At 72.8% G+C, this 25,648-nt stretch carries 21 protein-coding genes and 2 pseudogenes; 4 read left to right on the forward strand and 19 right to left on the reverse strand.

All coding sequences use genetic code 11. The features are described from left to right. Positions 1-5 precede the first annotated feature (5 nt). The 4 genes from HHL10_RS01220 (at position 6) to HHL10_RS01235 (ending at position 6,569) form a co-directional block, all read left to right on the forward strand. Positions 6-1,343, forward strand: coding sequence for a dicarboxylate/amino acid:cation symporter (locus HHL10_RS01220; protein ID WP_169158516.1), 1,338 nt, complete (start codon positions 6-8; stop codon positions 1,341-1,343). 79 nt (positions 1,344-1,422) lie between these two features. Further along, positions 1,423-3,294 carry a sensor histidine kinase gene (locus tag HHL10_RS01225; RefSeq protein ID WP_310734502.1) on the forward strand — a complete coding sequence of 624 codons (1,872 nt, stop codon included), beginning with the start codon at positions 1,423-1,425 and terminating at the stop codon, positions 3,292-3,294. Between the two features lie 367 nt (positions 3,295-3,661). After that, a complete protein-coding gene (locus HHL10_RS01230) occupies positions 3,662-5,107 on the forward strand; it encodes a sigma-54-dependent transcriptional regulator (RefSeq protein ID WP_169158518.1) in 1,446 nt (481 codons plus the stop codon). A 487-nt stretch (positions 5,108-5,594) separates the two neighbouring features. Beyond that, positions 5,595-6,569 (forward strand): transglycosylase SLT domain-containing protein, encoded by a 975-nt coding sequence (locus HHL10_RS01235; protein WP_169158519.1) that lies wholly within the window; start codon positions 5,595-5,597, stop codon positions 6,567-6,569. Between the two features lie 25 nt (positions 6,570-6,594). On the opposite strand, the gene HHL10_RS01240 is transcribed toward HHL10_RS01235, so the two are convergent. The 19 genes and pseudogenes from HHL10_RS01240 to tssM form a co-directional block, all read right to left on the reverse strand. Then, positions 6,595-6,996, reverse strand: a complete 402-nt coding sequence (locus tag HHL10_RS01240) for a type II toxin-antitoxin system MqsA family antitoxin (protein ID WP_205832859.1) — start codon at positions 6,994-6,996, stop codon at positions 6,595-6,597. Between the two features lie 6 nt (positions 6,997-7,002). After that, a pseudogene (locus tag HHL10_RS31305) lies at positions 7,003-7,098 on the reverse strand (hypothetical protein); the annotation flags it as partial. After that, positions 7,065-7,262: pseudogene (locus HHL10_RS01245) on the reverse strand (type II toxin-antitoxin system MqsR family toxin); the annotation flags it as partial. The pseudogenes HHL10_RS01245 and HHL10_RS31305, both read right to left, overlap by 34 nt. Positions 7,263-7,389: 127 nt before the next feature. After that, positions 7,390-8,481, reverse strand: coding sequence for a hypothetical protein (locus tag HHL10_RS01250; RefSeq protein ID WP_169158522.1), 1,092 nt, complete (start codon positions 8,479-8,481; stop codon positions 7,390-7,392). A gap of 75 nt (positions 8,482-8,556) precedes the next feature. After that, positions 8,557-9,765 (reverse strand): YbfB/YjiJ family MFS transporter, encoded by a 1,209-nt coding sequence (locus HHL10_RS01255; protein ID WP_169158523.1) that lies wholly within the window; start codon positions 9,763-9,765, stop codon positions 8,557-8,559. 88 nt (positions 9,766-9,853) lie between these two features. Further along, on the reverse strand, positions 9,854-10,246 hold the full coding sequence (locus tag HHL10_RS01260; protein WP_169158524.1) for a protealysin inhibitor emfourin: 393 nt from the start codon (positions 10,244-10,246) through the stop codon (positions 9,854-9,856). Then, a complete protein-coding gene (locus tag HHL10_RS01265) occupies positions 10,243-11,313 on the reverse strand; it encodes a M4 family metallopeptidase (protein ID WP_169158525.1) in 1,071 nt (356 codons plus the stop codon). Before HHL10_RS01265 ends, HHL10_RS01260 begins: the two co-directional genes overlap by 4 nt. A 189-nt stretch (positions 11,314-11,502) precedes the next feature. Next, positions 11,503-12,015 (reverse strand): STAS domain-containing protein, encoded by a 513-nt coding sequence (locus HHL10_RS01270; protein WP_169158526.1) that lies wholly within the window; start codon positions 12,013-12,015, stop codon positions 11,503-11,505. Next, positions 12,008-13,180 (reverse strand): SpoIIE family protein phosphatase, encoded by a 1,173-nt coding sequence (locus tag HHL10_RS01275; protein ID WP_169158527.1) that lies wholly within the window; start codon positions 13,178-13,180, stop codon positions 12,008-12,010. The genes HHL10_RS01270 and HHL10_RS01275 overlap by 8 nt, the downstream gene beginning before the upstream one ends. A gap of 30 nt (positions 13,181-13,210) precedes the next feature. Beyond that, positions 13,211-13,585 (reverse strand): response regulator, encoded by a 375-nt coding sequence (locus HHL10_RS01280; RefSeq protein ID WP_169158528.1) that lies wholly within the window; start codon positions 13,583-13,585, stop codon positions 13,211-13,213. Continuing rightward, the gene (locus tag HHL10_RS01285; protein ID WP_169158529.1) at positions 13,582-15,642 is read right to left on the reverse strand and encodes a PAS domain S-box protein; all 2,061 of its coding nucleotides are present in this window, start codon (positions 15,640-15,642) and stop codon (positions 13,582-13,584) included. Before HHL10_RS01285 ends, HHL10_RS01280 begins: the two co-directional genes overlap by 4 nt. A 125-nt stretch (positions 15,643-15,767) precedes the next feature. Beyond that, positions 15,768-15,995, reverse strand: coding sequence for a hypothetical protein (locus HHL10_RS01290; RefSeq protein ID WP_235970966.1), 228 nt, complete (start codon positions 15,993-15,995; stop codon positions 15,768-15,770). Positions 15,996-16,565: 570 nt separating this feature from the next. Beyond that, positions 16,566-17,393: a caspase family protein gene (locus HHL10_RS01295; protein ID WP_169158530.1), complete on the reverse strand. Its 828-nt coding sequence runs from the start codon at positions 17,391-17,393 to the stop codon at positions 16,566-16,568. 203 nt (positions 17,394-17,596) lie between these two features. Continuing rightward, a complete protein-coding gene (locus tag HHL10_RS01300; protein ID WP_169158531.1) occupies positions 17,597-18,259 on the reverse strand; it encodes an anti-sigma factor family protein in 663 nt (220 codons plus the stop codon). Next, positions 18,256-18,846: an RNA polymerase sigma factor gene (locus tag HHL10_RS01305; RefSeq protein WP_169158532.1), complete on the reverse strand. Its 591-nt coding sequence runs from the start codon at positions 18,844-18,846 to the stop codon at positions 18,256-18,258. Before HHL10_RS01305 ends, HHL10_RS01300 begins: the two co-directional genes overlap by 4 nt. 88 nt (positions 18,847-18,934) lie before the next feature. Further along, positions 18,935-19,510, reverse strand: a complete 576-nt coding sequence (locus tag HHL10_RS01310) for an OmpA family protein (protein WP_169158533.1) — start codon at positions 19,508-19,510, stop codon at positions 18,935-18,937. Positions 19,511-19,786: 276 nt separating this feature from the next. Beyond that, entirely contained in the window at positions 19,787-21,400 is a 1,614-nt protein-coding gene (locus HHL10_RS01315; RefSeq protein WP_169158534.1) for a caspase family protein, read from the reverse strand. Next, entirely contained in the window at positions 21,397-22,002 is a 606-nt protein-coding gene (tagF, locus tag HHL10_RS01320; RefSeq protein ID WP_169158535.1) for a type VI secretion system-associated protein TagF, read from the reverse strand. The genes HHL10_RS01315 and tagF overlap by 4 nt, the downstream gene beginning before the upstream one ends. Further along, on the reverse strand, positions 21,984-25,412 hold the full coding sequence (gene tssM, locus HHL10_RS01325) for a type VI secretion system membrane subunit TssM (RefSeq protein WP_169158536.1): 3,429 nt from the start codon (positions 25,410-25,412) through the stop codon (positions 21,984-21,986). Before tssM ends, tagF begins: the two co-directional genes overlap by 19 nt. Positions 25,413-25,648 lie beyond the last annotated feature (236 nt).

Raw genomic sequence — 25,648 nt, forward strand, 5'->3', positions numbered from 1 at the left:
CATTCATGGACGCTGTCCAGAAAAAGCCCATCTACCGATCGCTGTACTTCCAGGTGCTGGTCGCCATCGCCATCGGCGTGCTGCTGGGCCACTTCTATCCCGAGACCGGCGCCGCGATGAAGCCGCTGGGCGACGGCTTCATCAAGCTGATCAAGATGATCATCGCCCCGATCATCTTCTGCACCGTGGTGGTGGGCATCGCCGGCATGGAAGACATGAAGAAGGTCGGCAAGACCGGCGGCTTGGCGCTGCTGTACTTCGAGATCGTCTCCACCGTCGCGCTGCTGGTGGGCCTGCTCATCATCAACCTGGTGCGGCCCGGCGCGGGCATGAACGTGGACGTGAGCCAGCTCGACACCAAGAGCCTGGCCGCCTACACCAAGCCCGGCGCGATGCAGAGCACCACCGACTTCCTGCTCAACGTCATCCCGAGCACGGTGGTCGATGCCTTCGCCAAGGGCGAGATCCTGCAGGTGCTGCTGTTCGCCGTGATGTTCGGCTTCGCGCTGCACAAGTTCGGCGGGCGCGGCACGCTGGTGTTCGACTTCATCGAGAAGTTCTCGCACGTGCTCTTCAGCATCGTGGGCTACATCATGAAGGTCGCCCCGATCGGCGCCTTCGGCGCGATGGCCTTCACCATCGGCAAGTACGGCGTGGGCTCGCTGGTGCAGCTGGGCCAGCTCATGGCCACCTTCTACGCCACCTGCCTGCTGTTCATCTTCGTGGTGCTGGGCGCCATCGCCAAGGCCACCGGCTTCTCGATCCTGAAGTTCATCAAGTACATCAAGGAAGAGCTGCTGATCGTGCTGGGCACCTCGTCCAGCGAGTCGGTGCTGCCGCGCATGATGGCCAAGATGGAGAACCTGGGCGCGCGCAAGAGCGTGGTCGGCCTGGTGATCCCCACGGGCTACTCCTTCAACCTGGACGGCACCTCGATCTACCTGACGATGGCGGCAGTGTTCATCGCCCAGGCCACCAACACCGACATGACGCTGACCCAGCAGCTCACGCTGCTGGCGGTGCTGCTGCTGACCTCCAAGGGCGCCGCCGGCGTGACGGGCAGCGGCTTCATCGTGCTGGCGGCCACGCTCTCCGCCGTGGGCCACGTGCCGGTGGCGGGCCTGGCGCTGATCCTGGGCATCGACCGCTTCATGTCCGAGGCGCGCGCGCTCACCAACCTGATCGGCAACGGCGTGGCCACGCTGGTGGTGGCCAAGTGGACCGGTGACCTGGACTCGGCGCACATGAAGCGCGTGCTCGACGGCGAGACCGTGGCCGAGGCCGAGGAACCGGAGCAAGTGCTCGACACCCAGGAAGTGCACATGCCCGCGACGGCACGCTGACGCGAGGCCTGCGCTTATGCTGCGCGCCGCCGCGGCCGGCCTTTGCAGTCGGCTGCCGCGGCGCTTTATGTTGCTTGCCGTGAAGTTCCGCACCCTGCTGGCCTGGAGCGGCGCCTGCCTGGCGCTGGTGGCCGCCGCCGCCTGGAGCGGCCACCGCCTGGCCTGGCGCAACGGCCTGGAGGCCTTGCAGGTGGAGGCGCAGCACCGGCTGGAGCTGGTGACCACGGGGCTGGACGCGCAGCTGGCGCGTTTCGACTACCTGCCCTCGCTGCTGGAGACCACGCCGCAGGTGATGCAGCTGCTGCGCGCACCCGGCGACGAGGCGCTGCGCCACGACGTCAACGCCACGCTGCGCGGCATCAACGCCACCGCCGGCGCCGACATGCTGTACGTGATCGGCAGCAGCGGGCGGGTGCTGGCCGCGGGCGACGCCGGCCAGCCCGGCTCGCCGCTGGGGCTGGACCTCTCCTTCCGCCCCTACGTGCGCGACGCGCTGGCGCAGCGGCGCGGGCGCTTCTTCGGCGTGGGCGTCTCCAGCGGCCGTCCCGGCTACTACCTCTCCTTCGCGCTGGCGCCGAAACCCGCCTTCGAGGCGCCGCCGCCGCAGCCGCTGGGCGTGGCCACGGTGAAGGTCAGCCTGGAGACCACCGAGCAGGCCTGGCGCAAGCTGCCGGGCGAGGTGCTGGCGCTGGACGAGCACGGCGTCGTGATCCTGGGCACGCGCGAGGGCTGGAAGTACCGCCCGCTGCAGCCCCTGCCCGCCGCCGTGCTGCAGGAGGCCGCGCGCACGCGCTCCTACGGCGGCGCGGCGCTCAAGCCGCTGGACTGGCGCGTGCGCGAGACCCTGCCCGACCCGGCCGCGCGGCTGCTGACGCTGGAGGGCCGGCGCTACCTGGCCTCGGAGCGGCTGCTGCAGCGCACGCCCTGGCGCCTGGTGGTGCTGGACGACCTGGCGCCGCTGCAGGCCGAGGCGCGGCGCATGGCGCTCACCGGCGCGCTGGCCGGGCTGCTGCTGCCGCTGCTGGGCTTTGCCTGGCTGCAGCGCCGCCGCGCCCTGGCGCAGCAGCGCGCCGGCCGCCTGGCGCTGCAGATGGCCTACGACAGCCTGGAGGCGCGCGTGGTCGAGCGCACCGCCGAGCTGCGCGCGGCGCAGAACGAGCTCGTCCATGCCGGGAAGATGGCGCTGCTGGGGCGCATGTCCGCCGGCATGGTCCATGAGCTGAACCAGCCGCTGGCGGCCATGCGCACCCTGGCCGACAACGCCTGCGTGCTGCTGCAGCACGGCCGCACCGCGGACGTGGAAGGCAACCTGCAGCGCATCGCCAAGCTGGTGGACCGGCTGGGCGCGCTGACGCAGCGGCTGAAGAGCTTTGCCCACAAGTCGCAGCAGCCCGCCGCGCCGGTGGCGCTGGCGCCGGTGGTGGCCAATGCGCAGTTCCTGCTGTCGCGCCGGCTGCGCGAGGCCGGCGTGGAGCTGGAGGTGGACATCGACCCGCCCAAGCTGCAGGTGCTGGCCGACGAGGCGCGGCTGGAGCAGGTGCTGGTCAACCTGATGGCCAATGCCATCGATGCGCTGGAGACCCCCGCCGCCCCGGCCGAGGCTGGCGGCACCCCTGCGCCGCCGCGGCGGCTGTGCGTGCGCGCCCGCGTCGAGGGCGCCTGCGCCCGCATCGACGTGGAGGACAGCGGCCCGGGCATCCGCGAGGACATCCTGCCGCGCCTTTTCGAACCCTTCGTCACCAGCAAGCCGGCCGGGAGCGGCCTGGGGCTGGGGCTGATGATCTCGGCGCACATCGCGCGCGAATCGGGCGGGACGCTGCGCGCGGAGAACCGCAGCGAGGGCGGGGCGCGCTTCATCTTCACCTTGCCGCTGGCGCAGGCGGGCGGGGCGGCGGCGGTTGCGGCGCCGGGGGAAGCGGCCTCGGCGGCTTCCGGGGCACGGCTGCCGTGACGCTGCGGGTCCGACACTTGGTACGCCGGTACGCAGGCCAACGACGAAACGTCGTCATGCCCGCGACAACACATGGTGGGCCGGAGAAAGTTGTCGGATGTCGGCCGTCAGCGAGCCCGCTTCGCCTGCTACTTCGTCATCCCCGCGCAGGCGGTCCCACGGCAAAACGAAGCGAAGACGCAGCGAACCGAGCCCGAAGTCATCGGCGTGCGGGCCCATCGACTCGCGGCTGGCTTGGGGACCGCCTGGGTTCCCGCCTTCGCGGGAATGACGGAGTAGAGGGCGCAACGCTTGAGCCTCCGGGCCAACCTGCCCCTGCTCCACGTCTCTCACACCCCTGCCTTTCACCTCCTCCCCCACACCCCCGATGACCCCCACCGCCTCCCCGCTCCCCCCCGCCGCCGACACCCCCATCCGCGTCCTGCTGGTGGAAGACGACGAGGACGTGCGCCTGGGCAGCGCGCAGGCGCTGCAGCTCGCCGGCTTCGAGGTGGTGGAGTGCGGCAGCGTCGAGGAGGCCCGGCCGCAGCTGCAGGCCGGCGCGGCGCTGGTGGTGCTGTGCGACGTGCGCCTGCCCGGTATCAGCGGGCTGCAGTGGCTGCCGGAGCTGCAGGCGCTGGACGCGCAGCTGCCGGTGATCCTGGTCACCGGCCACGGCGACATCGCCATGGCCGTGCGCGCCATGCGCGAGGGCGCCTGGGATTTCATCGCCAAGCCCTGCAGCGCCGACACCCTGGTGGCGGCCGTGCGCCGCGCCGCCGACAAGCGCCGGCTGAGCCTGCAGGTGGAGCAGCTGCGCGCGCAGCTGGAGGGCCGCCGCGGCGTGGAGGCCACGCTGCTGGGCGGCTCGCTGCTGATGGAGCGCGTGCGCGCCAAGGTCGCGGCGCTGGCCGCCACCTCGGCCGACGTGGTGATCTACGGCGAGACCGGCACCGGCAAGGAGCTGGTGGCCCGCTGCCTGCACGAGCAAGGGCCGCGGCGCAAGGGCAATTTCGTCGCGCTCAACTGCGGCGGCCTGCCCGAGAACCTGGCCGAGACCGAGCTGTTCGGCCACGAGCCCGGCGCCTTCACCGGCGCGACCAAGGTCCGCGTGGGGAAACTGGAGCACGCCAAGGGCGGCACGCTGTTCCTCGACGAGATCGAGAGCATGCCCATGGGGCTGCAGGTGAAGCTGCTGCGGGCGCTGCAGGAGCGGAGCATCGAGCGGCTGGGCTCCAACGTGCCGCGGCCCATCGACTGCCGCGTGGTGGCCGCGGCCAAGGAGGACCTGCAGCGCGCCAGCGAACGGGGCGCTTTCCGCGCCGACCTGTACTACCGCATCGGCGTGGCCTTCATCGAGCTGCCGCCGCTGCGCGCGCGGCGCGAGGACATCCCGCTGCTGTTCGAGCATTTCACGCTGGAGGCCGCACGCCGCCACCAGCGCCCGGCGCCGATGGTGGCGCCGGCCCAGCTGGCGGCGCTGATGGCGCATCCCTGGCCCGGCAACGTGCGCGAGCTGCGCAACGTGGCCGACCGCTTCGTGCTGGGCCTGCTCGACGACAGCCTGCTGCCCGGGGGCGGCGGCGTCGCGCCAGCGGCACTCGGCATGGCGCCGCCGCCGGGCATGGCGGCCGTGCCGGCGGAAGGCGCCGCGGCGCGGACGCTGCCCGAGCAGATGGAGGAGTTCGAGCGCGCCGTGATCACGCAGGCGCTGCGCCAGCAGGGCGGCGAGGTCGCCGCCGCGGCGCGCGCGCTGGGCGTGCCCAAGCAGACGCTGCACGACAAGCTCAAGCGCCTCAACCTCTCGGCGGCGGCGTTCAGGGCCGAGGGCTGAGCCACGGTCGTCCACCCCGTGTGGACATTCCAGGCATCGAGCGGCACTCAGTGCCCCGGCTGTTGAGCCCCGGTGCACGGTCCGGCGCGTCTACCCGGCGCCCTTGGCCGGTGCGGCCCGCCCACCTGGAGGCTCCCTTTCTCCCGGGCCGGGCACGGTCGCTTTTGGGTTGATTTCCCGGCCCCCAGCGCCTAGAGATCCACCTTTTGGGGGATGGCGCGCAGGGGAAGAGGCGGTCGGAGCCCGCTGCGCCGGCGCTTCCTGTCGCGCCCGGGCCGCGCTGGCTATCGTTCGCTCCGGGGGTTGTCCATGGCTGCGGGGATGCCGAACCTGCCCACCTCTGCCGCGCGGCGCCTTGCGGCGCCGTCGGCGGCTGACCAAGGGCATCTTGTCAATCACCCCGAATACGGATTTGCTGCGTACCGTCCACGGCCCTTTGCCCCTGCCCGCCGCTTCGACCGTCTCAAGCCTGAGGAGCCTGCCGTCCATGCATCACCCTGTGCTGAAACGCTGTGCCGCCGCCGTCGTGCTGTTGCTCTCCGGTGCCGCGGCGCTGGCCGCCGTGCCCCGGGAAGACGCCGAAGCGCGCCTGAAGATGGCGCTGATGCTGCGCGCCGATGCCGAGCGCTACGAGAAGGGCGATGGCGTGCCGCGCGACGAGCCCTTTGCCGCGGCCATGTACTGCCGCGCCGCGCGCGCGGGCGACGCGGAGTCGCAGTTCCGCCTGGGCTGGATCTACGCCTACGGCCGCGGCGTGCCGCGCAACGACGCCTGGGCCGCGCACCTGTTCAAGCTCGCCGCCGCCAAGGGCATCCCGCAGGGCACCGAGATGCTGAGGATGATGGGCGGCGTGGCGCCCGAGGAGCCCGACTGCATGGTGCCGCCGGCGCCGCCGCCGGCCGTGATCACCATGATCAACGGTGTGCCCTCGCGGCCGGGGCTGGTGGCCGATCCGACCAAGCGCGCGCGGCTGCTCAAGGTGGCGCCGAAGCAGGTGGTCGCGATGGTCAACAAGCTCGCACCGCAGTACCAGATCAAGCCCGAGCTGGCGCTGGCGATCATGCAGGCCGAGTCCGGCTTCAACCCGGCAGCCGTCTCGCCCAAGAACGCGCAGGGGCTGATGCAGCTCATTCCCGCCACGGCCGAGCGCTTCAACGTGCGCGACCCGTTCGACCCGGTGCAGAACGTGCGCGGCGGGCTGGCCTACCTGCGCTGGCTGCTGGCCTACTTCGAGGGCGACCTGCAGCTGGTGGCCGCCGCCTACAACGCCGGCGAGGGCACGGTGGACCGCCACCTGGGCGTGCCGCCCTACGAGGAGACGCGCGGCTACGTCGCCAAGGTGCTGGAGGCCGCGGGCATCACCGACCACCCCTACGACGCCAAGGTGACACGGCCTTCGCCGCGGCTGGAGCAGATCCGCAAGCCGCGCGTGGAAGCAGTGAACTACCGGCGCGGGCGGTAGACGCGGCGCGAAGCGTCCGGGCTGCTTACGCCGCCCGTACCTCGGCCAGCAGATCGGGGTGCCGGTCCAGCACCTTCAGCAACTTCACCAAAGCCAGTGGCGGCTTCGTCTTGCCGTTCTCGTAGCGCGAGAACGCATTGACGCCGCCGCCAAAAATCTCACCGGCTTCACGCTGGTCCAGCTTGAGCTTCTTGCGCACCCGGGCAATGAATTCCGGGTCTACGTTCGACGCGTTGACCTGCTTGTGGAAAGCCAACATCAAGTCCATGGTGCGCCGGGACTCGGCCGCATCAAGCACGGACTCGCCACAGGCCGTGCAAAAGTCGCCCGTGACCCTTGGCAGCAATGTCGATTCGCCTTTGTACGTGTAGGGCACATCGCGGGTGTCATGCACCAGCGTCGTCTGTCCGCAGTTCGGGCAGCGCATGGTCACAGCTCCTTGAAAGAAACGATGAGCACGTCGTTGACGACGGTGAGCTTCAGATACACCGCGCCCACAGGCGTCATGGGCCGGTAGACGTCCTGCCACACGCGGTGGTCGGCATGAGTCGTCATGCTCTTGTAGAAGTCGGCCCGGGTGAGCGCCAGCACCACGGCCAGCATGGCGTCGAAGTCCAAGCCCAGCGCCACGGCGCCCTCACGCGCTGACCTCGTCGTCCGCACCTTGCCAGCCTGCACCAGCGCCTTCACCACAACAGCTGGCAGTGTGGCGTGCCCTTTTCCATGGTTCCAATTTAACCTAATAGGTTAATCGAGTCGGTTCATGGGCTGGTGAAAAACCGGGCCTGCGGCCATGGCGAAGGGCGTGTCCGGCCCTCTTTCAAGGATTCCCCCTCACCCGCTGCGGCTCGATGTGGAACACCTCGGGCGTGTTGGGCAGCACGCGCACCTTGACCCAGTGCAGGCGCGGGCTGCCGTAGCCCTGCACGCGCGTCACGTTGGCCAGGCGCGGCTCCTCGCCCTTGTCGCGGTACCAGGGCTGGTCGATGAAGAACTCGTGGTCGTCGCCGTGCACCAGCAGCACCGGGCGGCCGAAGGCCTGCGCCCGGCCGTGCAGCCGCGCCAGCACGGCGTCGAAGCCGTTGCGCGTGAGGCTGCCGGGCTCGGCCTCGATGCGCGGATTGGCCTGCATCGCCACCACCACGCCCGCGGCGTTGCGGCGCTGCGCCTCGTCGAAGAGCCGGTCCAGCCACGCCAGGTTCGCCGCCTGCCGCGCCTCGAACTCGGCGTTGCGCTCGGGGTTGTTGCCGGTCACGCCGTCCTTGGGATCGACGCCCATCCACGGCGCCAGGCCGTTGCGGCTGCCCACCACGTGCAGCGTGGCGAAGAGCACGCCCTGGCGCTCGGCCATCACGTTCTCGACGAAGGCCGCGTGCGCGCCGCCCTCCTGCGCCTGCGAGCGCAGCGCCACGGGCTCGCGGCCCAGGCTGCGGCCGGGCTCGGGGAAGAAGACGCGGCGCAGCAGCGCCAGGCGCTCGGTGGGTACGTAGGCGCCGTTGCTGGGGCGGTGGCAGTCGGTCCACTCGTTGTCGCCGGGCGTGTACAGCAGCGGCCGCGCCACCTGCTGCAGCTGCCGCAGCCGCTCGCGGTACAGCGGCTCGTCGCAGCGCTCGCCCCCGCCCTTGACGTCGCCCACGTGCAGCACCAGCCCCACCTCGGCGTCGGCATTGACCGACTGGATCAGCGCGTCCACCTGCGCCATCTCGCGCGGGCTGTAGGGCATGTCGCCCATGAGCGCGAAGGCGAAGCCGCCCAGCTGCGGCGGGGCCTGGCGCAGCGGCGCGGCCACGGGCTGCGCGCAGCCGCCCAGCACGGCCGCCGCCGCCAGCAGCAGCCCGGCCAGGCGCCGGCCTCGGCGCGGCATGGCGCGGATCAGTGAACGACGGGACGACTCGGGACAGTCGTGGTGCATGCGGGCTCCCAGGAATTCGAGCCGCCTATGCTGCCAGCGCCGGCCGGCACGCCCGCGGCAAGCACGGGCCCGCGCTCAGCCCTTGTGGGCCAGCGGACGCTGCCCCAGCGCCAGCACGCTGCCCAGCGCCAGCGCCGCGGCCGAGCACAGGAAACCGCTGGTCAGCCCGCCGGGCCCGTCGGCGAGCCAGCCCACCAGCGTGGGCCCGGCGATCTGGCCGGCGGCGAAGACGATGGTGAAGGCCGCGATCCCGGCCGGCCACTGCGCCGGCGGCAGGTTGCGCCGCACCAGCGCCGTGGTCGAGGCCACCACCGACAGGAACACCGCGCCGAACAGCGCCCCGGACACGAACACCGGCAGCGGATGGGCGCTGAGCACCGGCAGCAGCGTCGCCAGCGCCAGCAGCCCGTTGAGCAGCGCCAGCGCCCCGCCCGCCCTGGCCCGCTGCAGCAGCGCCGCCCACAGCCACGACGAGGCCACCACGCCCACGCCCAGCAGCACGTAGAAGCCCGTGCGCAGGGTTTCGGACAGCCCCTGCTCGCGCAGCAGGGCAATCACAAAACTCATGTAGCCGATGTAGCCCAGGCCGAACATCAGGTAGCCGGCCAGCGCGAAGGCCAGCGGCGCCCAGCGCAGGCGCTCGCGCGGGGTGCCGGGCGCGGCGGCCGGGTCGGCATGCAGCGCCCGCGTGGCGCGGGCCGTGAGCAGCGTCGCCCCCAGCGCCGCGCCGCCCAGGGCCAGCCAAGCCCACGGCCAGTCCGGCGCCTGCCGCACCGCCAGCGGCACCAGCAGCGCCGAGGCAACGATGCCCAGCCCGGTGCCGCCGTAGTACAGGCCCAGCAGCAGCCCGGCGTGTCCGGCCTGGGCCGCCAGCCGCGCCGCCAGCAACCCGCCGGAGATGAAGCTGGCCGCGCTGGCCACGCCGGTGAGCAGCCGCAGCGCCGCCAGCAGGGCGTCGTGCCGCACCGCGCCGTGCAGCGCCAGCAGCAGCGCCGCCGCGAAGCCGCCGCCCAGCAGCAGCGCGCGGGCGTCATGGCGGGCCAGCGCGCGCGGCGCCAGCAGCGCGCCCAGCAGGTAGCCCGCGGCGTTGGCGGTGTTCATGGCCCCGCCGGTGAACCAGTTCCAGCCCAGGTCCGCCGCCATGGGCGGCAGCAGCAGCGCATAGGAAAAGCGCGACAGGCCCAGCGACACCGCGGCGGCCAGGGCCAGGCCGGCGGCGGCGACGAGCGAGGTGAAGGGGGTGGCGGAAGCAGCGGCAGGCGGGGACGGCAGGGGGCGGCTCATGCGCAGGCATTGTGGATGCCGCAGCGGGCAGCCCCCCTGTGCTGCGTGCAGCCCGGCCGCCTCCCGTTCGGCCGGGCACACGCACGGATCAGCCGCCTGCGGGTGGAGCGGGCGGCTTGCGCTGGCGCAGCCGCTGGGCTTTGACATGCGCCTGCACCCAGTCCAGCAGCGCCCGCAGCGCGTCATCGGCAACGGGGCGCAGCACGCTGACGGTGTGGCGGCGCCCGTCCAGGGCGATGGTGAGCACGCTGCGCTGCTGGTCGGCCGCGCCGCGCATCGCCGCACCCACCCTGGGAGGCTGCGCAAAAAAGCCGGCAGCCTCGACCATCCGCCGCAGCTCGGCCTGCTCGGCGGCATCAAGTTGCGCCAGGTCCAGCGCCTGCGGCTTGCTCAGGCCGGGAAAGTAGGCCAAGCCGCCCTCCTGGTGGATTTCCACCAGGGCGTCGGGTTGCGCCGTACCGGAGGAGGCTGGAGCGCTCACACCGCGATACCCACTTCGGCCCAGCCCTCGTGCACGGCCTGGCGCTGCGGACTGTTGAAGCCGTAGAGCCGGCTGGCCACGTCTCGCGTCACGCGGGCGAAGGCGCGGAAACCGGAATAGGGGCGCACCCGCGGGTCGCGCAGCGCCTCGTACCAGATGCGCCCGGCATGCTCCCAGGCGTGGCCGCCCAGGCGCGAGGCGACCTGGAAGAAGGCGTGGTTGGGAATGCCGGAGTTGATGTGCACGCCGCCGTAGTCCTCGAAGGTATGGACGAAATCGCGCATGTGCGCGGGCTGCGGGTCCTCGCCCAGCAGGGGGTCGGCAAAGGCGGTCCCCGGCGCCTTCATCGACCGCAGCGCCACGCCCTGGATGCCCGGCGCCAGCAGGCCCGCGCCGATCAGCCAGTCCGCCTGGTCGGCCGTCTGCCGCAGGGCGTACTGCTTGACCAGCGAGCCGAAGACATCGGACATCGACTCGTTGAGGGCCCCGGCCTGGTTGAGGTACTGCAGCCGCGCCTCGTCCTCGGTGACGCCATGCGCCAGCTCGTGGCCGATCACGTCCAGTGCGATCGTGAAGCGGTTGAACAACTCGCCGTCGCCATCGCCGAACACCATCTGCTGCGAATTCCAGAACGCGTTGTTGTAGTCCTGGCCGAAGTGGACCGTGGCATCGAGCGCCATGCCCGCATCGTCGATCGAGTTGCGCTCGAAGACATCCGCGAACAGGTCGAAGGTGGCCCCCAGCCCGTCATAGGCCTCGTCCACGGCCGGGTCCCCGCTGGGAGCCTGGCCCTCGCCGCGGACCAGCGTGCCGGGCAGGCTTTCGCTGTGGGCGGCGGTGTAGATGGTGCGGCGCTTTTGCGCCTCCGTCGCCAGGCTGGGCATGCGGCGCTGGGCCGCCGCGCGCGAGGCCTGCCCGGACAGGCGCATGGCGCGGAAGGTGTTGTCCACCGACTTGGTGCGCAGGGCCGCGGCCCGCTGCGAGGGCGAACCTCGCTGCGCAATCTGGTCCAGGACGTAGGGCGGGATGATGCAGAAGATCGAATGGCGGTGCGGCAGACGGCACATGACCTGCTCCTCGGATGCCGGCGCTGCCATGACCGGATGCGGCATGCGGGACGGCAGCAGCCCGGCACGCCACAGGGCTCGGCCGGCTCCATCCGGCACGGCCGCGAGGAGAGCAAGGTACGCCCGCGCACCGCGGCGAAACATCTGACCAAAGGCACGGCGGCGCTGCGCCCGAGGCCGGCGGCGGGATCAGGACCGGCCCGCGCCCTGCTCCCGTTCGAGTTGCGCCACCACGTCGGCGAAGGCCTCGCGGTTGCGTTCGCTGAGCTCGATCAGTGCGCGGTGCGCGTCCAGCAGCGTGCGGTTGAGCGCCGCCTCGTCCGGCTCGCCCTCGCCGGCCGGCACCGCCTCGGCGCCGGCCGCCGGCCCGATCCGCCCGTCCTCGCCCACCAACTGGAATTCCTCGTCGAAGCCCATGCTCAGCAGCACCTCGGTGATGTCGGGCCGGGTGCTGACGATGGTCGCGCGCGGCGCGCCGGCCTGGCGCAGCCGCGTGCTCAGGCGCGCCAGCAGGCCCAGGTGCGTGCTGTCGATGGCGTCCGTCGCGCTCAGGTCGATGACGAAGCCCGCCGGCGCCGGGCCGTCGAACAGCCGGCGCAGGTACGCGTCCAGCGCCGGCGCCAGCGGGTAGCGCACCTCGCCGAGCAGGCGCAGCACGTGGATGCCGTCGCGGCAGGCGTGCAGGATCAGGGCTTCAGCCATGGCGGTCGATCTCCAGCAGGGCGATGTCGTCGATGCGCTCGGCCTGCTGCTCCAGCCCCAGGCGTTGCATGAAGTTCTCCAGGCTGCCGTCCACGTCGTCCAGGTGCGGCAGCAGCCCTTCGGCGCGCCCGGCGCGCGGCTGCGGCGGCAGCAGCTCCAGCAGGCCGTCGGAGGCGATCAGCAGCCGGCAGCGCTGCGGCAGGTGCAGGCAATGCTCCTGGTAGCGCGCGTTCTCGAACAGGCCGATGGGCCGCCCCGGGTGTGCCAGGAAGCGCGCGCCCACGCCGTCGTGCAGCAGCGGATAGGGAAAGTGCCCGGCGTTGCCCCAGCACAGCAGGTCCTCGCGCTGGTCGATCACGCCGTAGAGCATGGTGGCGTGCTTGTCCAGGCCCTCGGCGCAGAAGTCGCGGTTGAGCTGCGCCAGCGTCTGCGCCGGGTGCAGGATGGTGGCGTCGCCCTGGCGCACATGCGCGCGCAGGTAGCGCCCCACCAGCGTCTTGAGGATCACCGCCACGAAGGCCGAGGCCGCGCCGTGGCCGGCCACGTCGGCCAGGTAGAAGCCGATGCGCTGCCCGTCCAGCGCGAAGTAGTCGATGAAGTCGCCCGAGAGGTAGGCCGAGGGCAGCAGCCGGCGCGTGAAGCGGTAGGCGCCGAAGCCCAGGCCGTCGGGCGGCAGCAGCCGCTGCTGCAGCGTGCGCGCGGCCTCCTCGTCCTCCTGGAGCTGGCGCAGGGTGTGGGCGAGCTGGCGGTTCATCGCCTCCAGCCGCGCCTGCTGCTCGCGGTTCTGGCGTATCAGCCCGGCGCGCTCCAGCGCGTGGGTGATGGCGGTGTCGAGCACACCGAAGTCGGCGATGGGCTTGGTGATGTAGTCCCAGGCGCCGCGCTTGAGCGCCTGCACCGCGTCGCCCACCGCCGCCATGCCGGAGATGACGATCAGCGGCGTGTCGGGCGAGCGCGCGTGCAGCGCCGCCACCACCTCCAGCCCGCTCATGTCGGGCAGGCCCAAGTCGCACAGCACCAGCTCGGGCTGCCCGCGCTCGAAGGCCTCCAGCCCGGAGCGGCCATCGGCGGCCTCGATCACCTCGTGGCCGCAGTCCTCCAGGTACGCGCCCAGGCTGCGGCGGATGCCGGCGTCGTCGTCGATGCTCAGGATGCGGCTGGACATGGCGCGTGACGAAACAAATGGCGGCTGCGCTCAGCCCCCGCCCGCCAGGCGCCGCACCGTGGCCGCCAGCGGCGTCATGTCGCGCAGCGGCTTGTTCAGCAGCGGGATCTCGCCCAGCGCCGTCAGCTCGTCGGGCAGCTCGTACTCGGCCGAGCCGGTGTGCATGGCGAAGCGCAGCGCCGGGCACAGTGCCGCCAGCCGCGCCACGGTGGTGGCGCCGTCGATGCCGGGCAGCCGCACGTCCATGATGCAGACGTCGAAGCAGTCTCCCGCCCCCACGCGCGCCAGCGCCTCCTCGCCCGAGGACACGGTGGTGACCTCCATGCCGTCGTCCTCCAGGAAGGCCTGCACGCACAGCGCGATCACCGGCTCGTCGTCCACCACCAGCACCCGCAGCGCCGTCATGTGAGGCTCCCTGCCTGGCGCAGCGGCAGACGCAGCGTGAAGCGCGTGCCCTCGCCGGGCGTGGATTCCAGCTCGATGGCGCCCTTGTGGTGGTCGGTGACGATGAAGTACGACACCGACAGCCCCAGCCCCGTGCCGATGCCCACCGGCTTGGTCGTGTAGAAGGGCTCGAAGATGCGCCGCTGCGCCGCGGGCTCGATGCCGGGGCCGTTGTCCTCGATGTCGATGCGCGCGTGCTCGCCCTCGCGCGCGGTGCGCAGCACCAGCCGCGGCGCGCGCCCGCGCACCCCGGCCATGGCCTGAGCGGCGTTCTTGACCAGGTTGAGCAGCACCTGCTCGATCTCGGTGCGCACGCAGGGCACGCCGGGCAGCGCCGGGTCGTAGCGGCGCTCGATCTCGATCTGCTTGAAGTCGTACTGCTTCTTGAGGTCGTAGTCGCTGGCGGCCAGGCGCAGCACGGCGTCGAGCATGGCGTCCACGCGCTCGGGGGCGAAGGCGCTGTCGGCGCGGCGGCTGAAGGCCAGCATGTCGGCCACGATGCGCCCGGCGCGCTCGCCGGCCTCCTGGATCGCCTCGACGAAGCTGACCAGCCCGCGCGCGCCCAGGTAGCGCTGCAGCGCGTCCAGGTCCAGCCCCACCTCCTGGGCGACGCGGTGGTTGGCCGGCAGCTCGGTGCCCAGTCGCCGGCGCAGGTTCTGGCAGCTCTGCAGGATCACGCCCAGCGGGTTGTTGATCTCGTGCGCCATGCCCGCGGCCAGCCCGCCCACGGACATCATCTTCTCGGTCTGCACCATCATCTGCTCGATGCGCACGCGCTCGGTGACGTCATCGACGCGGATCACGGCGCCCACGGCGCCGTTGGCGGCCAGCGGGTAGGTCACGACGTCGGCGAAGCGCATGTCGCCCTCGCGCTCGAAGGCCTGGCGCGGCGCGCGCACGGGCTGGCCCTCGGCGATGGCGCGGCGCACGCTGTCCATCAGCCCCGCGTACTGCGGCAGCACCTGCTCGAAGCGCCGGCCCACCGCCTGCGCCGCCGCCAGCCCGGTGGCGCGCTCGGCCGAGGCGTTCCAGGTGCTGACGCGGCCCTCGCCGTCCACGCCCACCAGCACCGAGGGCATGGAGTCGATGATGTTCTGCAGGTACGCGCGCATGCGCTGCAGCTCGTGCGCGCTGCGCCGGTGCTGCGTCAGGTCGTGCATGGCGCCGACGATGCGCAGCGGCTGCCCGGCGCCGTCGCGGATGACGTAGCCGCGGTCGTCGATGTGGGCCCAGTCGCCGTCGGCGCGCTGGAAGCGGTATTCGGCATGCCAGGCGCTGCCGCCGCCGTCGATGACGCCCAGGAAGCTCGCCAGCACGCGCTCGCGGTCTTCCGGGTGGATGCGCTCGGCCCACCACTCCAGCGTCGGCACCACGCTCTCGGGCGGATGGCCGAACAGCACCGTGACGGCCTCGTTCCACCACATCGCGCTGCGGGCAATGTCCCAGTCCCACACCGCATCGACGGTGGAGCGCGCCACGACGCGGAAGCGCTCGTCGCTGGCCGAGGCGGAGGCCTCGGCGCGCGCCAGGTCGTCCAGGCGCCGCTCCAGCTCGAACTGCACCCCGGCCAGCCGGCCCAGCGTGCCCAATGCCTGGCGCTGCGCGGCGCTGAGCTCGCGCGGGCGGTGATCGGCCACCAGCAGCAGCCCCGCCGCCGTGCCGCCCAGGCACAGCGGCACGGCGGCGCAGAAGCGCGGCACCTCGTCGCCGGCGTTCAGCACATCGGCCAGGCGCGGGTCGGTACGGGGGTCGGTGACCAGGACTTCCTCGTCCTGGCCCAGCGCCTGCAGCGCCTGCGCCAACGCCAGGGCCGGCTGCGCCGGGCCCGGCCCGGCGTGGCCGCTCAGGCGCCGGCCCCGGGCATCGCACAGGCTGATGGCGGCCATGGGCACGCCGCACAGCTGCGCGGCCAGGGCCGCCAGCTCATCGAGCGAGGCCCCGGTCGGGGTGGCAGGACAGGAAAAGCCCGGCGCCGCGGGGTCTGGGCGGGCCGGTGAGGGGGGCTGCAGCACGGTCATGGGAACGGGGCATTCTTCTCCGCCCGGGGTTCCGCGCCAAACCGCCCCAGGAAAGCAACCGGTGCCAGTCCGGTTACAGGTTGTCAGCCAGCGCCGGCGGGCGTGGCGGTGCAGGCACCCTGGGTTCAGTGCAGCGCCACCGGCGCCACCGTCGGCCGGGCGAACTCGCGGCCGATGACGGTGCGGGCGTAGAAGTAGTTCAGCCGCGTGCCGTCGTCCAGGGCGTCGATGTCCACGAGGCCGGCCGCGTCGCAGGGGAAGGCGAAGACGCGGCCCTGCTCCAGCAGCGAGCGGTAGCGCAGCTCGAAGGCGGCGGCTTCGGCGTTCTGGCGGGACATCGTCGTGGCGCTCATGGAAGGCTCCTGAAGGCGGTGGATCGATGTCCTTGCGTTGCGCCGCCGCGGCCGGCTGTTCACTCCCGGACGGGGGTGGCACGCATGCGGCGCGGGTTGACGTGACAAGCATCACGGCTGGCCCGCGGTGGTCGCGGCACCCATGAGGACGTTCCTGTCCTGGCTGGCGTCAGGCGCCCGCGCCCCAGCCGCCAAGCCCGCCGCGACGCCCGCCGCGACGATGCACCTGACCAAGCCGGTGGGTCTGATGTGGCCAAGGGGGTGGTGGTGGGGCGGAAGGGGGGCGGGAGTTGAACGTTGGCCGGGAGCTGACGCGCCCCGCACCCCACTTCGTCATCCCCGCGCAGGCTGGGGACCCAGGCGGCCCTCAAGCAGCCGCGAGCTACTTGAGCGGCACGCCGAGGAACTGGATGTCGTGATGCCTGCGCTGGCTCTTGCGCTCCGATGTGGGACCGCCTAGGTTCCCGCCTGCGCGGGAATGACGAAGCAGGGAGCATGGCACCTGAGCCTACGGGCTGATGTCTTCAGCCCACTTCCCTTTGCCTTCTCGCGTCTTTCGCCTCACTGCCCTCACCGCACCACCGTGCACCCCCCGCCCGGCCCCGGCTTGAAGCAGAAGTCGCCGGTGAGGCTGGAACTCTCCCAGGGCACCTGCACGCGCCCCGTTTCGCGCGCCACGCTCAGGCGCACCTGCTTGAACAGCAGCTCGATGGGCAGCCCCGGCGCCTGCAGCGCGCTCAGGAGGTGCTTGGTGTAGAGGCTGTTGGGTTCCCTGGGGTTGTCCAGCGCCACGCCGCCGGGGGCGGTGGAGAAGGCCACCATCGAGCCCAGCGGCGCCTCCACCGGCGCCAGCCCCGCTGGCGTGGCGCCGCGGAACTTCAGGCGCCGCCCGTCCGGGCCCAGGATCTCCGCGCCGGAGAACGGGTTGTTGCGGCAGGCATCGAGGATGACGATGTTGATGCCCTGCTGCAGCGTGCCCAACCGGTCCAGCAGCTCGTTGAGGTCGGCGCTCTTGGCCGGCACCTCGTCCTCGGCGCGGATCTCGGTGTCCACCGGCAGCAGGTAGTTGCGGCCCTTCACCTGCACGCCATGGCCGGCATAGAAGAGCAGCCGCACCGCCGCGCCGCGCGTGTCCAGCGAGAAGCGGCGGAAGGCCTCGATCAGATCGCGCAGGCTCGTGTCCTGCGCCAGCGTCACCTCGAAGCCCAGCCCGCGCAGCGCCGTGGCCATCGCGCCGGCATCCGCCACCGGGTTCTTCAGCGGCCCCACCCGGTAGGCGCTGTTGCCGATCACCAGTGCCACGCGGCGCTGGGCCGGGGCTGTCGATGGCGCGGCGGCGCGCACGCCGGCCGCGGCCAGCAGCGCGGCGGCGCACAGGGCACGTCGGAGCGGCTGCATGCTGTTTGACTCCTCTTGCATCTCGGGACCTCAACTCACCCGTTCGCCCTAAGGTATCGAAGGGCGAATCCGTCAGGCTGCGATGGCGGCCGCACAGCGGGGGCCGTTCATCCTTCGATACCTCAGGACGAACGGAATACTTCTTTCTGACAAGAGCGAAATGGAATCGGAACTGAAGAACCTGGTGGCTCGCGTACTGATTGCTACTGCCTGGCCGGCAGCCCGTCCACCACCTGCAGCCCGTCCACGATGGGGCTGGCCTTGAGCTGGGCGGTGACCTGGTCCAGCCGCTCGGCCGGCACGCGCACGTAGTAGTCGCCCAGCTGCCCCGGCCCGGCGGCCAGGCTGCCGTGGATGCCCACCAGCAGCATGCGGATGTCGGCCTCGCGCGCCTCGGCCTTGAAGTTGATGCGCACGTACGGCCCCTGCTCCGCCACGCTGCCGCGCAGCGCGCGCAGCTCGGTGCTGGCGTCCTCCTGCCGGTCCAGCAGCTGCAGGATCACCGCGCCCTGCACCGCCGCCAGCGCCAGGGCGCCGGCCAGCGCCGGGCGCACCACCGCCTGCGGCACCAGCGCCGCCAGCCAGCCGCGCAGCCGCTCGCCGAAGCCGGGCTGCGCCGCGGCGCGCGCGCCCTGCGGCGCCGGCCCCTCGGTGCGGATGCGCCGCAGCGCGCGCTCCAGGCCCACGTCCTCCGGCACCGGCGGCACCTCCTCGCGCACCTTGGCCTGCAGCGAGCGCAGCCACTGCAGCTCGGCCTGGGCCTGCGGATGCGCCTGCAGGTAAGCCTCGACCCGCGCCCGCTCGGGCTCGGACAGCGTGCCGTTGACGTAGAACGGCAGCAGCTCTTCAAGGTGTTCGTCGTTCATGGCGCTGCTCCGGTGAGCGATCCGCCGCCTTCGCGCTCCAGCAGCAGCTTCAGGCAGTTGCGCAGCTTCTGCCGCGCGTGGAAAAGCCGGGTCTTGACGGTGTTCTCGGGGCAGCCCTGCACCTGGGCCACCTCGGCCAGCGCCATCCCTTCGTAGAACACGAGGTGGATGCACTCGCGGTGGTCGTCGGAAAGCCGCTCCATGCAGTGCTGCACGCCCTCGCGGCGCTGCTGCCGGGCCAGCAGTTCGAAGGCGCCGGCATCCTCGCTGGCGACCACCTCGGCGATCTCCTGCAGGTCCTCGTACACCGCGTCGGGCTTGCGCGAGCGGAAGGCCATCAGCACCTTGTTGCGCGCGATGCCGATGAGCCAGGTGCTGAACTGCGATTCGCCGCGAAAGCGCGCGGGCGCCTTCCAGACTTCGTAGAGGGTGTCGGCCACGATCTCCTCCGCCTGCGCCTCATGGCCGATCTTCCTGATCACGTAGGCATAGAGCCGGCGTGAGAAGGCCCGGTAGAGCGTGCGGAAGGCCGCCTCGTCGCCCTGTCCGATGCGCCCGAGCAGGCGCAACACCTCGTCGTTGTCCATGGGGGGAGCGCGCCGGAGGCACGAGGAGGGAAGGAAGTCGCATGGTAGAGGCCCCCTGGCTGCAAGGAAAAGCGCGCGGCGGAAGCGCTCACTCGCCGCGGAACTGCACGCGCCGGTTCTGCGGCGCGGCGGGATCGAGCTCGGGCAGCGGCGCCAGCTCGCCCAGGCCCACGGCATGCAGCCGCACCGGGTCGATGCCGTGCTGCGCCACCAGGTACTGCCGCACCGCCTGGGCGCGGCGCTGCGACAGCCGCTCGTTGTAGTCCTCGCCGCCGACGGCGTCGGTATGGCCCTCGATGCGCACCGCGCGCTCTGGCGGCAGCAGCCGGATGCCCTGCGCCAGCGCATCGAGCTGGCGCCGCGCGGCGGGCTCGATCACGGCGGAGTTGAAGCCGAAGCGCACCGGCAGCGCCAGCGCAGCCGCGTCGGCGGCGGCTTCGGGCGCTTCGAGGGCCTGGCGCGAGGCGGAGCCGTCGTCGAGCAGGCGCAGCGAGCGGAATTTCGGTTTCTTCGGCGCGCCCAGGATGGCGGCCACGTCCCGCGGATCGACCGCCTCGTCGGCGCCATAGAGCCGCACCGGCTGCGCGCGCGCCTCAGCGGCCGCGAGCGTGACGGCCGCGGCCAGCGCCACGGCCAGCGTGGCGAGCGTGATGCGTTGCGTCATGGTGAGGGTCCTTGATGGGGGATGCCGCTGGGTTGCGAGGCGGCGCGAGGGGGTTCAAGGAATTGCTTGCCCGGATGGCCCTTCCCTAACGCAGCCCGTGAGCTGGCCCGCTTTGCCCACCACTTCGTCCTCCCCGCACAAGTGCAGTGCTGACAGGAGGAAGCTGCTGGCCGTTGGCCGTGAGCGGATGCGGTTCGACCACCACTTCGCTCACAGCTTCCTCACCCATCAGCCCCCATTGAGAAACCCGTCCCCTGGGCAGCAACAATCCCCACCTCAATGCAGCTGGTATTCCACCAGTTCAAAACTGGTTGCCTCGCGCACCGCGCCGCCCACGCTGGTCGAGACGGTGCTCTTGACCATGCGCTTGACCGCCGGCGCGTACCAGACCACCTGCTCCAGTCGCACCGCCTTGCCGCCGCGCGGCGTGGCCTGGCCGCGCAACACCAGCTTCACGGCGCGGAAGCGCCCGGCCGCCACCTGGATCTCCTCCTCGCCTTCCACGCTGGCTTTCAGCGGCACGCTCACCTGCTCCACGCGCCGCGCCAGCCCCGCCAGCCCCTGCCCCGGCTGCAGCCCGCCGGCGGCCTGCAGGTAGGGCGAGAACTCGGGCGGCGTCAGCGTCCAGCCCGGCAGCTCGTGGAAGCCCGGCGCCAGCGCCGCCACCGCCGTGCGCAGCTTGGCGTCTGAGGTGGTGCTCCAGCTCTCGGCCACGCCCTCCGGTGTCACGGCCTCGACCTGGGCGCTGACGAAAAGGTCGCCGATGCGGAACTGGTCCTGCACCCGGTAGCGCCAGCGGTCGCCCGGACGCGGCAGCGTGCCCGCCAGCGGCGCGGCGGGAGCGTTGCCCGGCCCGGGTACGGTCGCGGGCGCGATGGCCACCGTCTGTGGCGGCTCTCCAGCGGGCGACGCCGCAGCCGCAGGCGCAGGTGACGCGGCCGGCGCCGGTGTCAACGCCGCCACCCGCGCCTGCGCCAGCGGGCTGAAGCGCCCCTGCGGGTACTGGCGCAGGTAGGCGCGGTATTCCTCGGCGCGGTTGGAGGCCTGGATGCTGTTCCAGAAGGCGATCTCGCCGGCGGCGTCGATGTCCGGCGTCCCCGGCACCGTGCCCACGCCCGGCACGAAGGCGAACTCGCCCTGCAGCGAGGAGCTTTCCCAGGGCACCTGCTGCTGCTGCGTCTCGCGCACCACGCCCTCGCGCACGCGCTTGAACACCTGCTCCACCGGCAGCCCCGGCGTCAGCAGGTGCTTGGCCAGGTACGAGGCATAGACGCTGTTGGCGCCGGAGCCCGAGTCCGCCGCCAGCTTGCCGGGCGCGGTGGCGTAGGCCAGCAACGTGCCCACCGGCGCGTCCATCTGCGCCAGGCCCTGCGCCGCCACCGTCTTGCCCAGGAAGGGGTTGTTGCGGCAGGCGTCGAGGATCACCAGGTTGATGCGGCTGCGCGCATGCGCCATGCGGCCCAGGATGAAACCGATGTCGATGCCGGCAATGGGGATCTCGTCCTCGCTGCGGATCTCGGCGTCCACGGGAATGAGGTAGTTGCGGTCGCGCAGCTGCAGCCCGTGGCCGGCGTAGTACAGCAGCGCCACGGTGTTCTCGTCGAGCCGGCTGCCGAAGCCGCGCAGCGCCTCCAGCAGCCCGGCGCGGTCCAGGTCCTGGCGCAGCGTGACCTCGAAGCCCGCCTTCTTCAGCACGTCGGCCATCAGCCGCGCGTCGTTGACCGGGTTGTCCAGCGGGTCGCTGCGGTAGGCGGCGTTGCCGATCACCAGCGCCACGCGCGTTTCGGTGATCTCGCGGCCCTGCGCCGCGGCCACCGGCGCCAACACCGCCCAGGCCAGCAGGAGCAGCAGCACGGCCAGGCCGCGGCCGAGCAGCCGGCGCGGGCTCATCGACACGCCTCCAGGAAGCGGGTGAAGGCCGCCGCGGGCGGCAGCTTCTCGAAGCGGCCGCGCAGCTCGGCCCCGTCCTGGCTGAACCACCAGACGCTGCCTGTCTCGCCCTCGGGCTGCGCCGGCGCGGACTCCAGCCAGGGCAGCGCCCGCCCCTGCACCGCCTCGGCCAGCGCGCGCTCGAAATCGTCCACCGTGAAGTCCAGGTCCAGCACGCGGCGCGCGGCGGCGTCCAGCGCGTCGAACCAGCCCGGCGCCGCCTGCGCCTGGGCCAGCGTCGGCCCCGGCTGCGCCACGGTGAGCGGGAAATGGCGGCCGACGCGGTCCACGCTGGGCATGAGCAGCCCGGCCCAGGACGAGGCCCCCAGCAGCCCCGGCGCCACCCAGAAGCGCACGATCGGCGCCACCAGGTAGCCGTCGAGCCAGCGCGGGCCCAGCGCCTCGCGCGCGCTGGCCAGGCCGTGGCGCAGCCACTCGTCCCAGCCGGCGATGAAGCTGCCGGGCAGGCGCCGCGAGGCGAAGTCGCCCAGGTGCGGCAGCTTGCCGTACCAGCCGGCCAGGTTCTCGGTCGCAGGCGTCTCGGTTACAGGCGTCTCGGACATGGGAAGGACTCCAGTTCGCTGCGCAGCACCGGGTTCAGTGCCGTGGCACTGCGCGCCTCGAAGCGGGCCTTGCGGCCCTCCACATCAAAGATCAGCTCGACGCGCCCGCCCGCGCCGGGCTCGATGCGCACGCGGTCGAACAGCCGCAGCAGCGCCCAGGGGCCGTCGAAGCCATAGCCGCCCGAGGCGCCGGTGCGCAGCGTCACGCGCCCGGGCGCGTCCTCGCTGGCCGGCCAGCGCAGGCGCTGCGGCGCCCGGGCCTCGCGGCGGAAGCGGTGCGCCTGGCCGTCGATGTCGATCACGAACTCCGACAGCGCCGGGTCCAGCTCCAGCAGCCGCAGCTCCAGCTGCACGCCGAAGCGGCGCCCGCCGTCGGTGAAGAAGGCGTCGCGCACCTGGCGCGCGCGCTGGAAGGCGGCCGGGGTGGCGTCCGCGCCGTAAGGCACGAGGCGGCGCTGCACGAACTCGTCGATCATGCCGCCGGCGCCGAAGAAGCGAACGAAATCCTCGCGCGACACCTCCTGCGCCGCGCCGCGCGCGAAGGGGTAGCGGTTGTCCAGGCTGCGGCTGCAGGCCGCGCCGACCTCGGCCGAGAGCTGGCGCGACAGCGGCTCGTGCAGCGCCGCCAGCGCCTGCGCGCCACCCGCCGCGGCCAGGGGCCCCAGCAGCGCATTCACCGGCTCGGGCGCCTGCTGTGCCGCGGCGGCGAGGTTCTTCAGCGCCGGGCCCGGCGGCGGCAGCGTGCGGCGGCGCACGGCGTCGTCGATCACCGCCAGCTGCTGGCCGGCACTGCCCAGCAGCGAGAGGGTGTCGTCCAGCGGCGCGGGCTGCCCGGCCACGAAGCGCGACAGCGGCTCGTGGCGCGGCGCCAGCACCGGCGACACCGCCACCTCGCGCGCGACGGCGCGCAGCAGCGCCGCCAGCGGCGAGTCCGGCCGCGCCAGCGCCTGCGCCACCTCGGCGCTGGCCGCCAGCGTGGGCGTGGCCGCCAGCCGCAGGTCGCCGATGAAGCTCTCCCACTGCCGCGCGTGCTCGGCCAGGTACAGCCGCTCCACCGCCTCGGCCAGCGACGGGGCCGGGGCCTCGGCAACGGACGGCGTCGCCGGCGCGGTCGGTGCAACGGCCGCCACCGGCATGGCCCGCGCGCCGGCCGTGCCCAGCACCCAGGCGCGCTCGCGTTCGAGCTGGCGCAGCGCCTCCCGCGTGCGCTCGCGCAGGCGCTGCGGGTACACGGCGCGGGTGTAGAAGCCCGGCACGCCCTCCTCCAGCGGCCGGCCGCTGGCGCGGGCGAACAGCTTGGGCGCGGAGGGGCCGGTGGCCGAGGCGATGCTGAAGGCGGGCGCGCCGGCGTCGCCCTGCTGCAGGCGGCGAAAGACCCGGTCCGCCACCGGCACTCCGGCCACCAGCGCGCGGGCGCGGGCGATGAGCTGCGGATCGACCGCCTCCGGCGCGCCCACCTCGCCGCCGGCCAGCAGCCGCTGCAGGTGCCGGCGCAGCGCGGCGCGCTGGGCCGGCGTGGCCGGTACGGTCGCGTCCCAGTCGGCATCGAGGTCGGCGCGCAGCGCGGCGGCGTCGAAATTGCGGCCGGCGAACAGCATCAGGTAGGCGCGCAGCGCCTCGTAGACCAGCTCCACATGCTCGGGGCTGCCGCTGCGCAGCCGCGCCTCCAGGCGCGCCGCGACCCGGGGCAGGAAGGCCTCGTGCAGCAGCCGCGCGTAGGCATCGTCGGCCGCGGCGGAAAGCAGCTCGCGCTGGTCCAGGCCCAGGGACGGGCCCGCCGCCCCGGTCGCCGTCTGCCGGGCGAAACGCTCCGCGCCGTCCAGCACCGGCATCAGCGCCACGAGATCGGTGGGCGCGCTGGCGCGCGCCGCCTGGGCCTGATGGCGCAGCGCGGGCAGCTGCCGGGCGGCGTCGGCGAGGTAGGCGTGGTTGTCCGCGTAGGCGCGCCAGCCCAGCGCCAGCACCGCCGCCGCGGCGACCACGCTCAGCCCGCCCAGCGCCAGCTGCGCCAGCGCGCGGCGCCGCATCCAGCGCAGGTTCAGCCCGGCCAGGCCGGCCTCGGCGAACACCACGTCGCGCAGCAGCCGGGTGACGAAGAAGCTCTTGCCGCTGGGCCGCGCCGGCAGCAGCAGCCGGCCCGACAGGCCCAGCGTGCGCGCGATGCCGCCCAGGGCGCGGTCGATGGGCGTGCCCTCCTGCGTCGCGCTGGTGAAGTACACGCCGCGCAGCAGCGGCGGCGCCGTGGCCGCGTCCCGCGGCGCGCTGGCGGCCTCGCTGGCCGGGCCGAAGGCGGCCTGCAGCAGCTCCAGCAGCAGCTCGTGCAGCAGCCGCCACTGCTGCGGGAAGGCGAACAGCGCGGCGCGGCGGTCGCGGTCGGCCTCGGCATGCAGCCGCTCCAGCAGGTGCTCGTTGAGCCGCTTCTCCAGCGCCGCGAGCTCGCTGCTCATCAGCGGCAGCGGGTCGGCCGGGCCGCCCTCGGCCGGCAGCGTGAAGCCCCAGACCTGGGCGCGCTCGTCCTTGTCCAGGTCGGCGAAGAACTCCATGAAGCCGGCCAGCAGGTCGGTCTTGGTGACCAGCACGTAGACCGGGAAGCGGATGCCCAGGTGCCGCTGCAGCTCGGCAATGCGCTCGCGCAGCGCCCGCGCATGGGCCTGGCGCGCTTGCGGGCTGGCACCCAGCAGGTCCGCGACGCTGACGGTGAGCAGCACGCCGTTGACCGGGCGGCGCGGGCGGTAGCGCTTGAGCAGGTCCAGGACGCCGAGCCAGGCGGCGCGGTCCGCGGCCTGGTGGCTGTCCTGCGTGGTGTAGCGGCCGGCGGTGTCGATCAGCACGGCCTGGTCGGTGAACCACCAGTCGCAGTTGCGCGTGCCGCCCACGCCGCGCAGCGCTTGGCCCGCGCCGGGCTGGTCCGCCAGCGGGAACTCCAGCCCGGAGTTCACCAGCGCGGTGGTCTTGCCGGCGCCGGGGGCGCCGATGATCACGTACCAGGGCAGCTCGTAGACATAGGGCCGGGCCCAGGCGGCCAGCCCGCGGCGCCGGCCGATGCGCGCGCGCTTCAGTTGCGCCACCGCCTCCTGGAAGCGCCGGCCCAGCAGCTCGACTTCCGGGGTGGGGGCCTGAACGGTCTCCGGCGTGCCGGGCTGGGTGTCCGCGTCCGCCCCGGCCACCAGGCCGTCGAGCAGCTGGCGGTTGCGGCGCCGCGCGCGCAGGGAGTGGGCCGCCATCGACCCCAGGCTCAGCGCCAGCAGCGCCGCCAGCGCCCAGGCGCGCGCCGCCTCGCTGGCCAGCGGCACCCGCCCGGCGACGGCCACCAGCGGGCCGACGAACCAGATCAGCGCGCCCGCGGCCAGCACGCCGGCGGTTTGCAGCAGGGGGCGCAAGGCGCCCGGCTCACGCGCGGGCTGGTTCATGGCTCACCCGCCGCGAAAGGTGACGCCGGGCCCGTCAGGCCAGGCTGGAGCCGACAGAGGCGCGGGATTGTTCTGTAAATCTGGACGGCAAAGGCATTCCTTGAGGGGTTTATCCAGATTTGCTGACCAATTGGTATGGGCAAGCTGGGTTTGGCTTCAGCAAAACCATGCCAGCGCAGCACTGTCCGGCGGAAAGCCACAGATTCACGGCAGTCCGGAGGCTGAGACGCCGCGCT

This window comes from Azohydromonas caseinilytica (assembly GCF_012927045.1).
Taxonomy (GTDB): Bacteria; Pseudomonadota; Gammaproteobacteria; order Burkholderiales; family Burkholderiaceae_C; genus Azohydromonas; species Azohydromonas caseinilytica.

Bases quoted from the DNA above. Each gene is read 5' to 3' on its own strand.
- HHL10_RS01255 (WP_169158523.1), bottom strand. From the start codon at position 9,765: ATGAGCCGCCCCCTGCCGTCCCCGCCTGCCGCTGCTTCCGCCACCCCC.
- tagF (WP_169158535.1), bottom strand. From the start codon at position 22,002: ATGTCCGAGACGCCTGTAACCGAGACGCCTGCGACCGAGAACCTGGCC.
- HHL10_RS01295 (WP_169158530.1), bottom strand. From the start codon at position 17,393: ATGCAGCCGCTCCGACGTGCCCTGTGCGCCGCCGCGCTGCTGGCCGCG.
- HHL10_RS01230 (WP_169158518.1), top strand. From the start codon at position 3,662: ATGACCCCCACCGCCTCCCCGCTCCCCCCCGCCGCCGACACCCCCATC.
- HHL10_RS01250 (WP_169158522.1), bottom strand. From the start codon at position 8,481: ATGCACCACGACTGTCCCGAGTCGTCCCGTCGTTCACTGATCCGCGCC.
- HHL10_RS01280 (WP_169158528.1), bottom strand. From the start codon at position 13,585: ATGACGGCGCTGCGGGTGCTGGTGGTGGACGACGAGCCGGTGATCGCG.
- HHL10_RS01235 (WP_169158519.1), top strand. From the start codon at position 5,595: ATGCATCACCCTGTGCTGAAACGCTGTGCCGCCGCCGTCGTGCTGTTG.
- HHL10_RS01285 (WP_169158529.1), bottom strand. From the start codon at position 15,642: ATGACCGTGCTGCAGCCCCCCTCACCGGCCCGCCCAGACCCCGCGGCG.
- HHL10_RS01275 (WP_169158527.1), bottom strand. From the start codon at position 13,180: ATGTCCAGCCGCATCCTGAGCATCGACGACGACGCCGGCATCCGCCGC.
- HHL10_RS01305 (WP_169158532.1), bottom strand. From the start codon at position 18,846: ATGGACAACGACGAGGTGTTGCGCCTGCTCGGGCGCATCGGACAGGGC.
- HHL10_RS01310 (WP_169158533.1), bottom strand. From the start codon at position 19,510: ATGACGCAACGCATCACGCTCGCCACGCTGGCCGTGGCGCTGGCCGCG.
- HHL10_RS01300 (WP_169158531.1), bottom strand. From the start codon at position 18,259: ATGAACGACGAACACCTTGAAGAGCTGCTGCCGTTCTACGTCAACGGC.
- HHL10_RS01270 (WP_169158526.1), bottom strand. From the start codon at position 12,015: ATGGCTGAAGCCCTGATCCTGCACGCCTGCCGCGACGGCATCCACGTG.
- HHL10_RS01220 (WP_169158516.1), top strand. From the start codon at position 6: ATGGACGCTGTCCAGAAAAAGCCCATCTACCGATCGCTGTACTTCCAG.
- HHL10_RS01265 (WP_169158525.1), bottom strand. From the start codon at position 11,313: ATGTGCCGTCTGCCGCACCGCCATTCGATCTTCTGCATCATCCCGCCC.
- tssM (WP_169158536.1), bottom strand. From the start codon at position 25,412: ATGAACCAGCCCGCGCGTGAGCCGGGCGCCTTGCGCCCCCTGCTGCAA.
- HHL10_RS01290 (WP_235970966.1), bottom strand. From the start codon at position 15,995: ATGAGCGCCACGACGATGTCCCGCCAGAACGCCGAAGCCGCCGCCTTC.
- HHL10_RS01315 (WP_169158534.1), bottom strand. From the start codon at position 21,400: ATGAGCCCGCGCCGGCTGCTCGGCCGCGGCCTGGCCGTGCTGCTGCTC.
- HHL10_RS01240 (WP_205832859.1), bottom strand. From the start codon at position 6,996: ATGCGCTGCCCGAACTGCGGACAGACGACGCTGGTGCATGACACCCGC.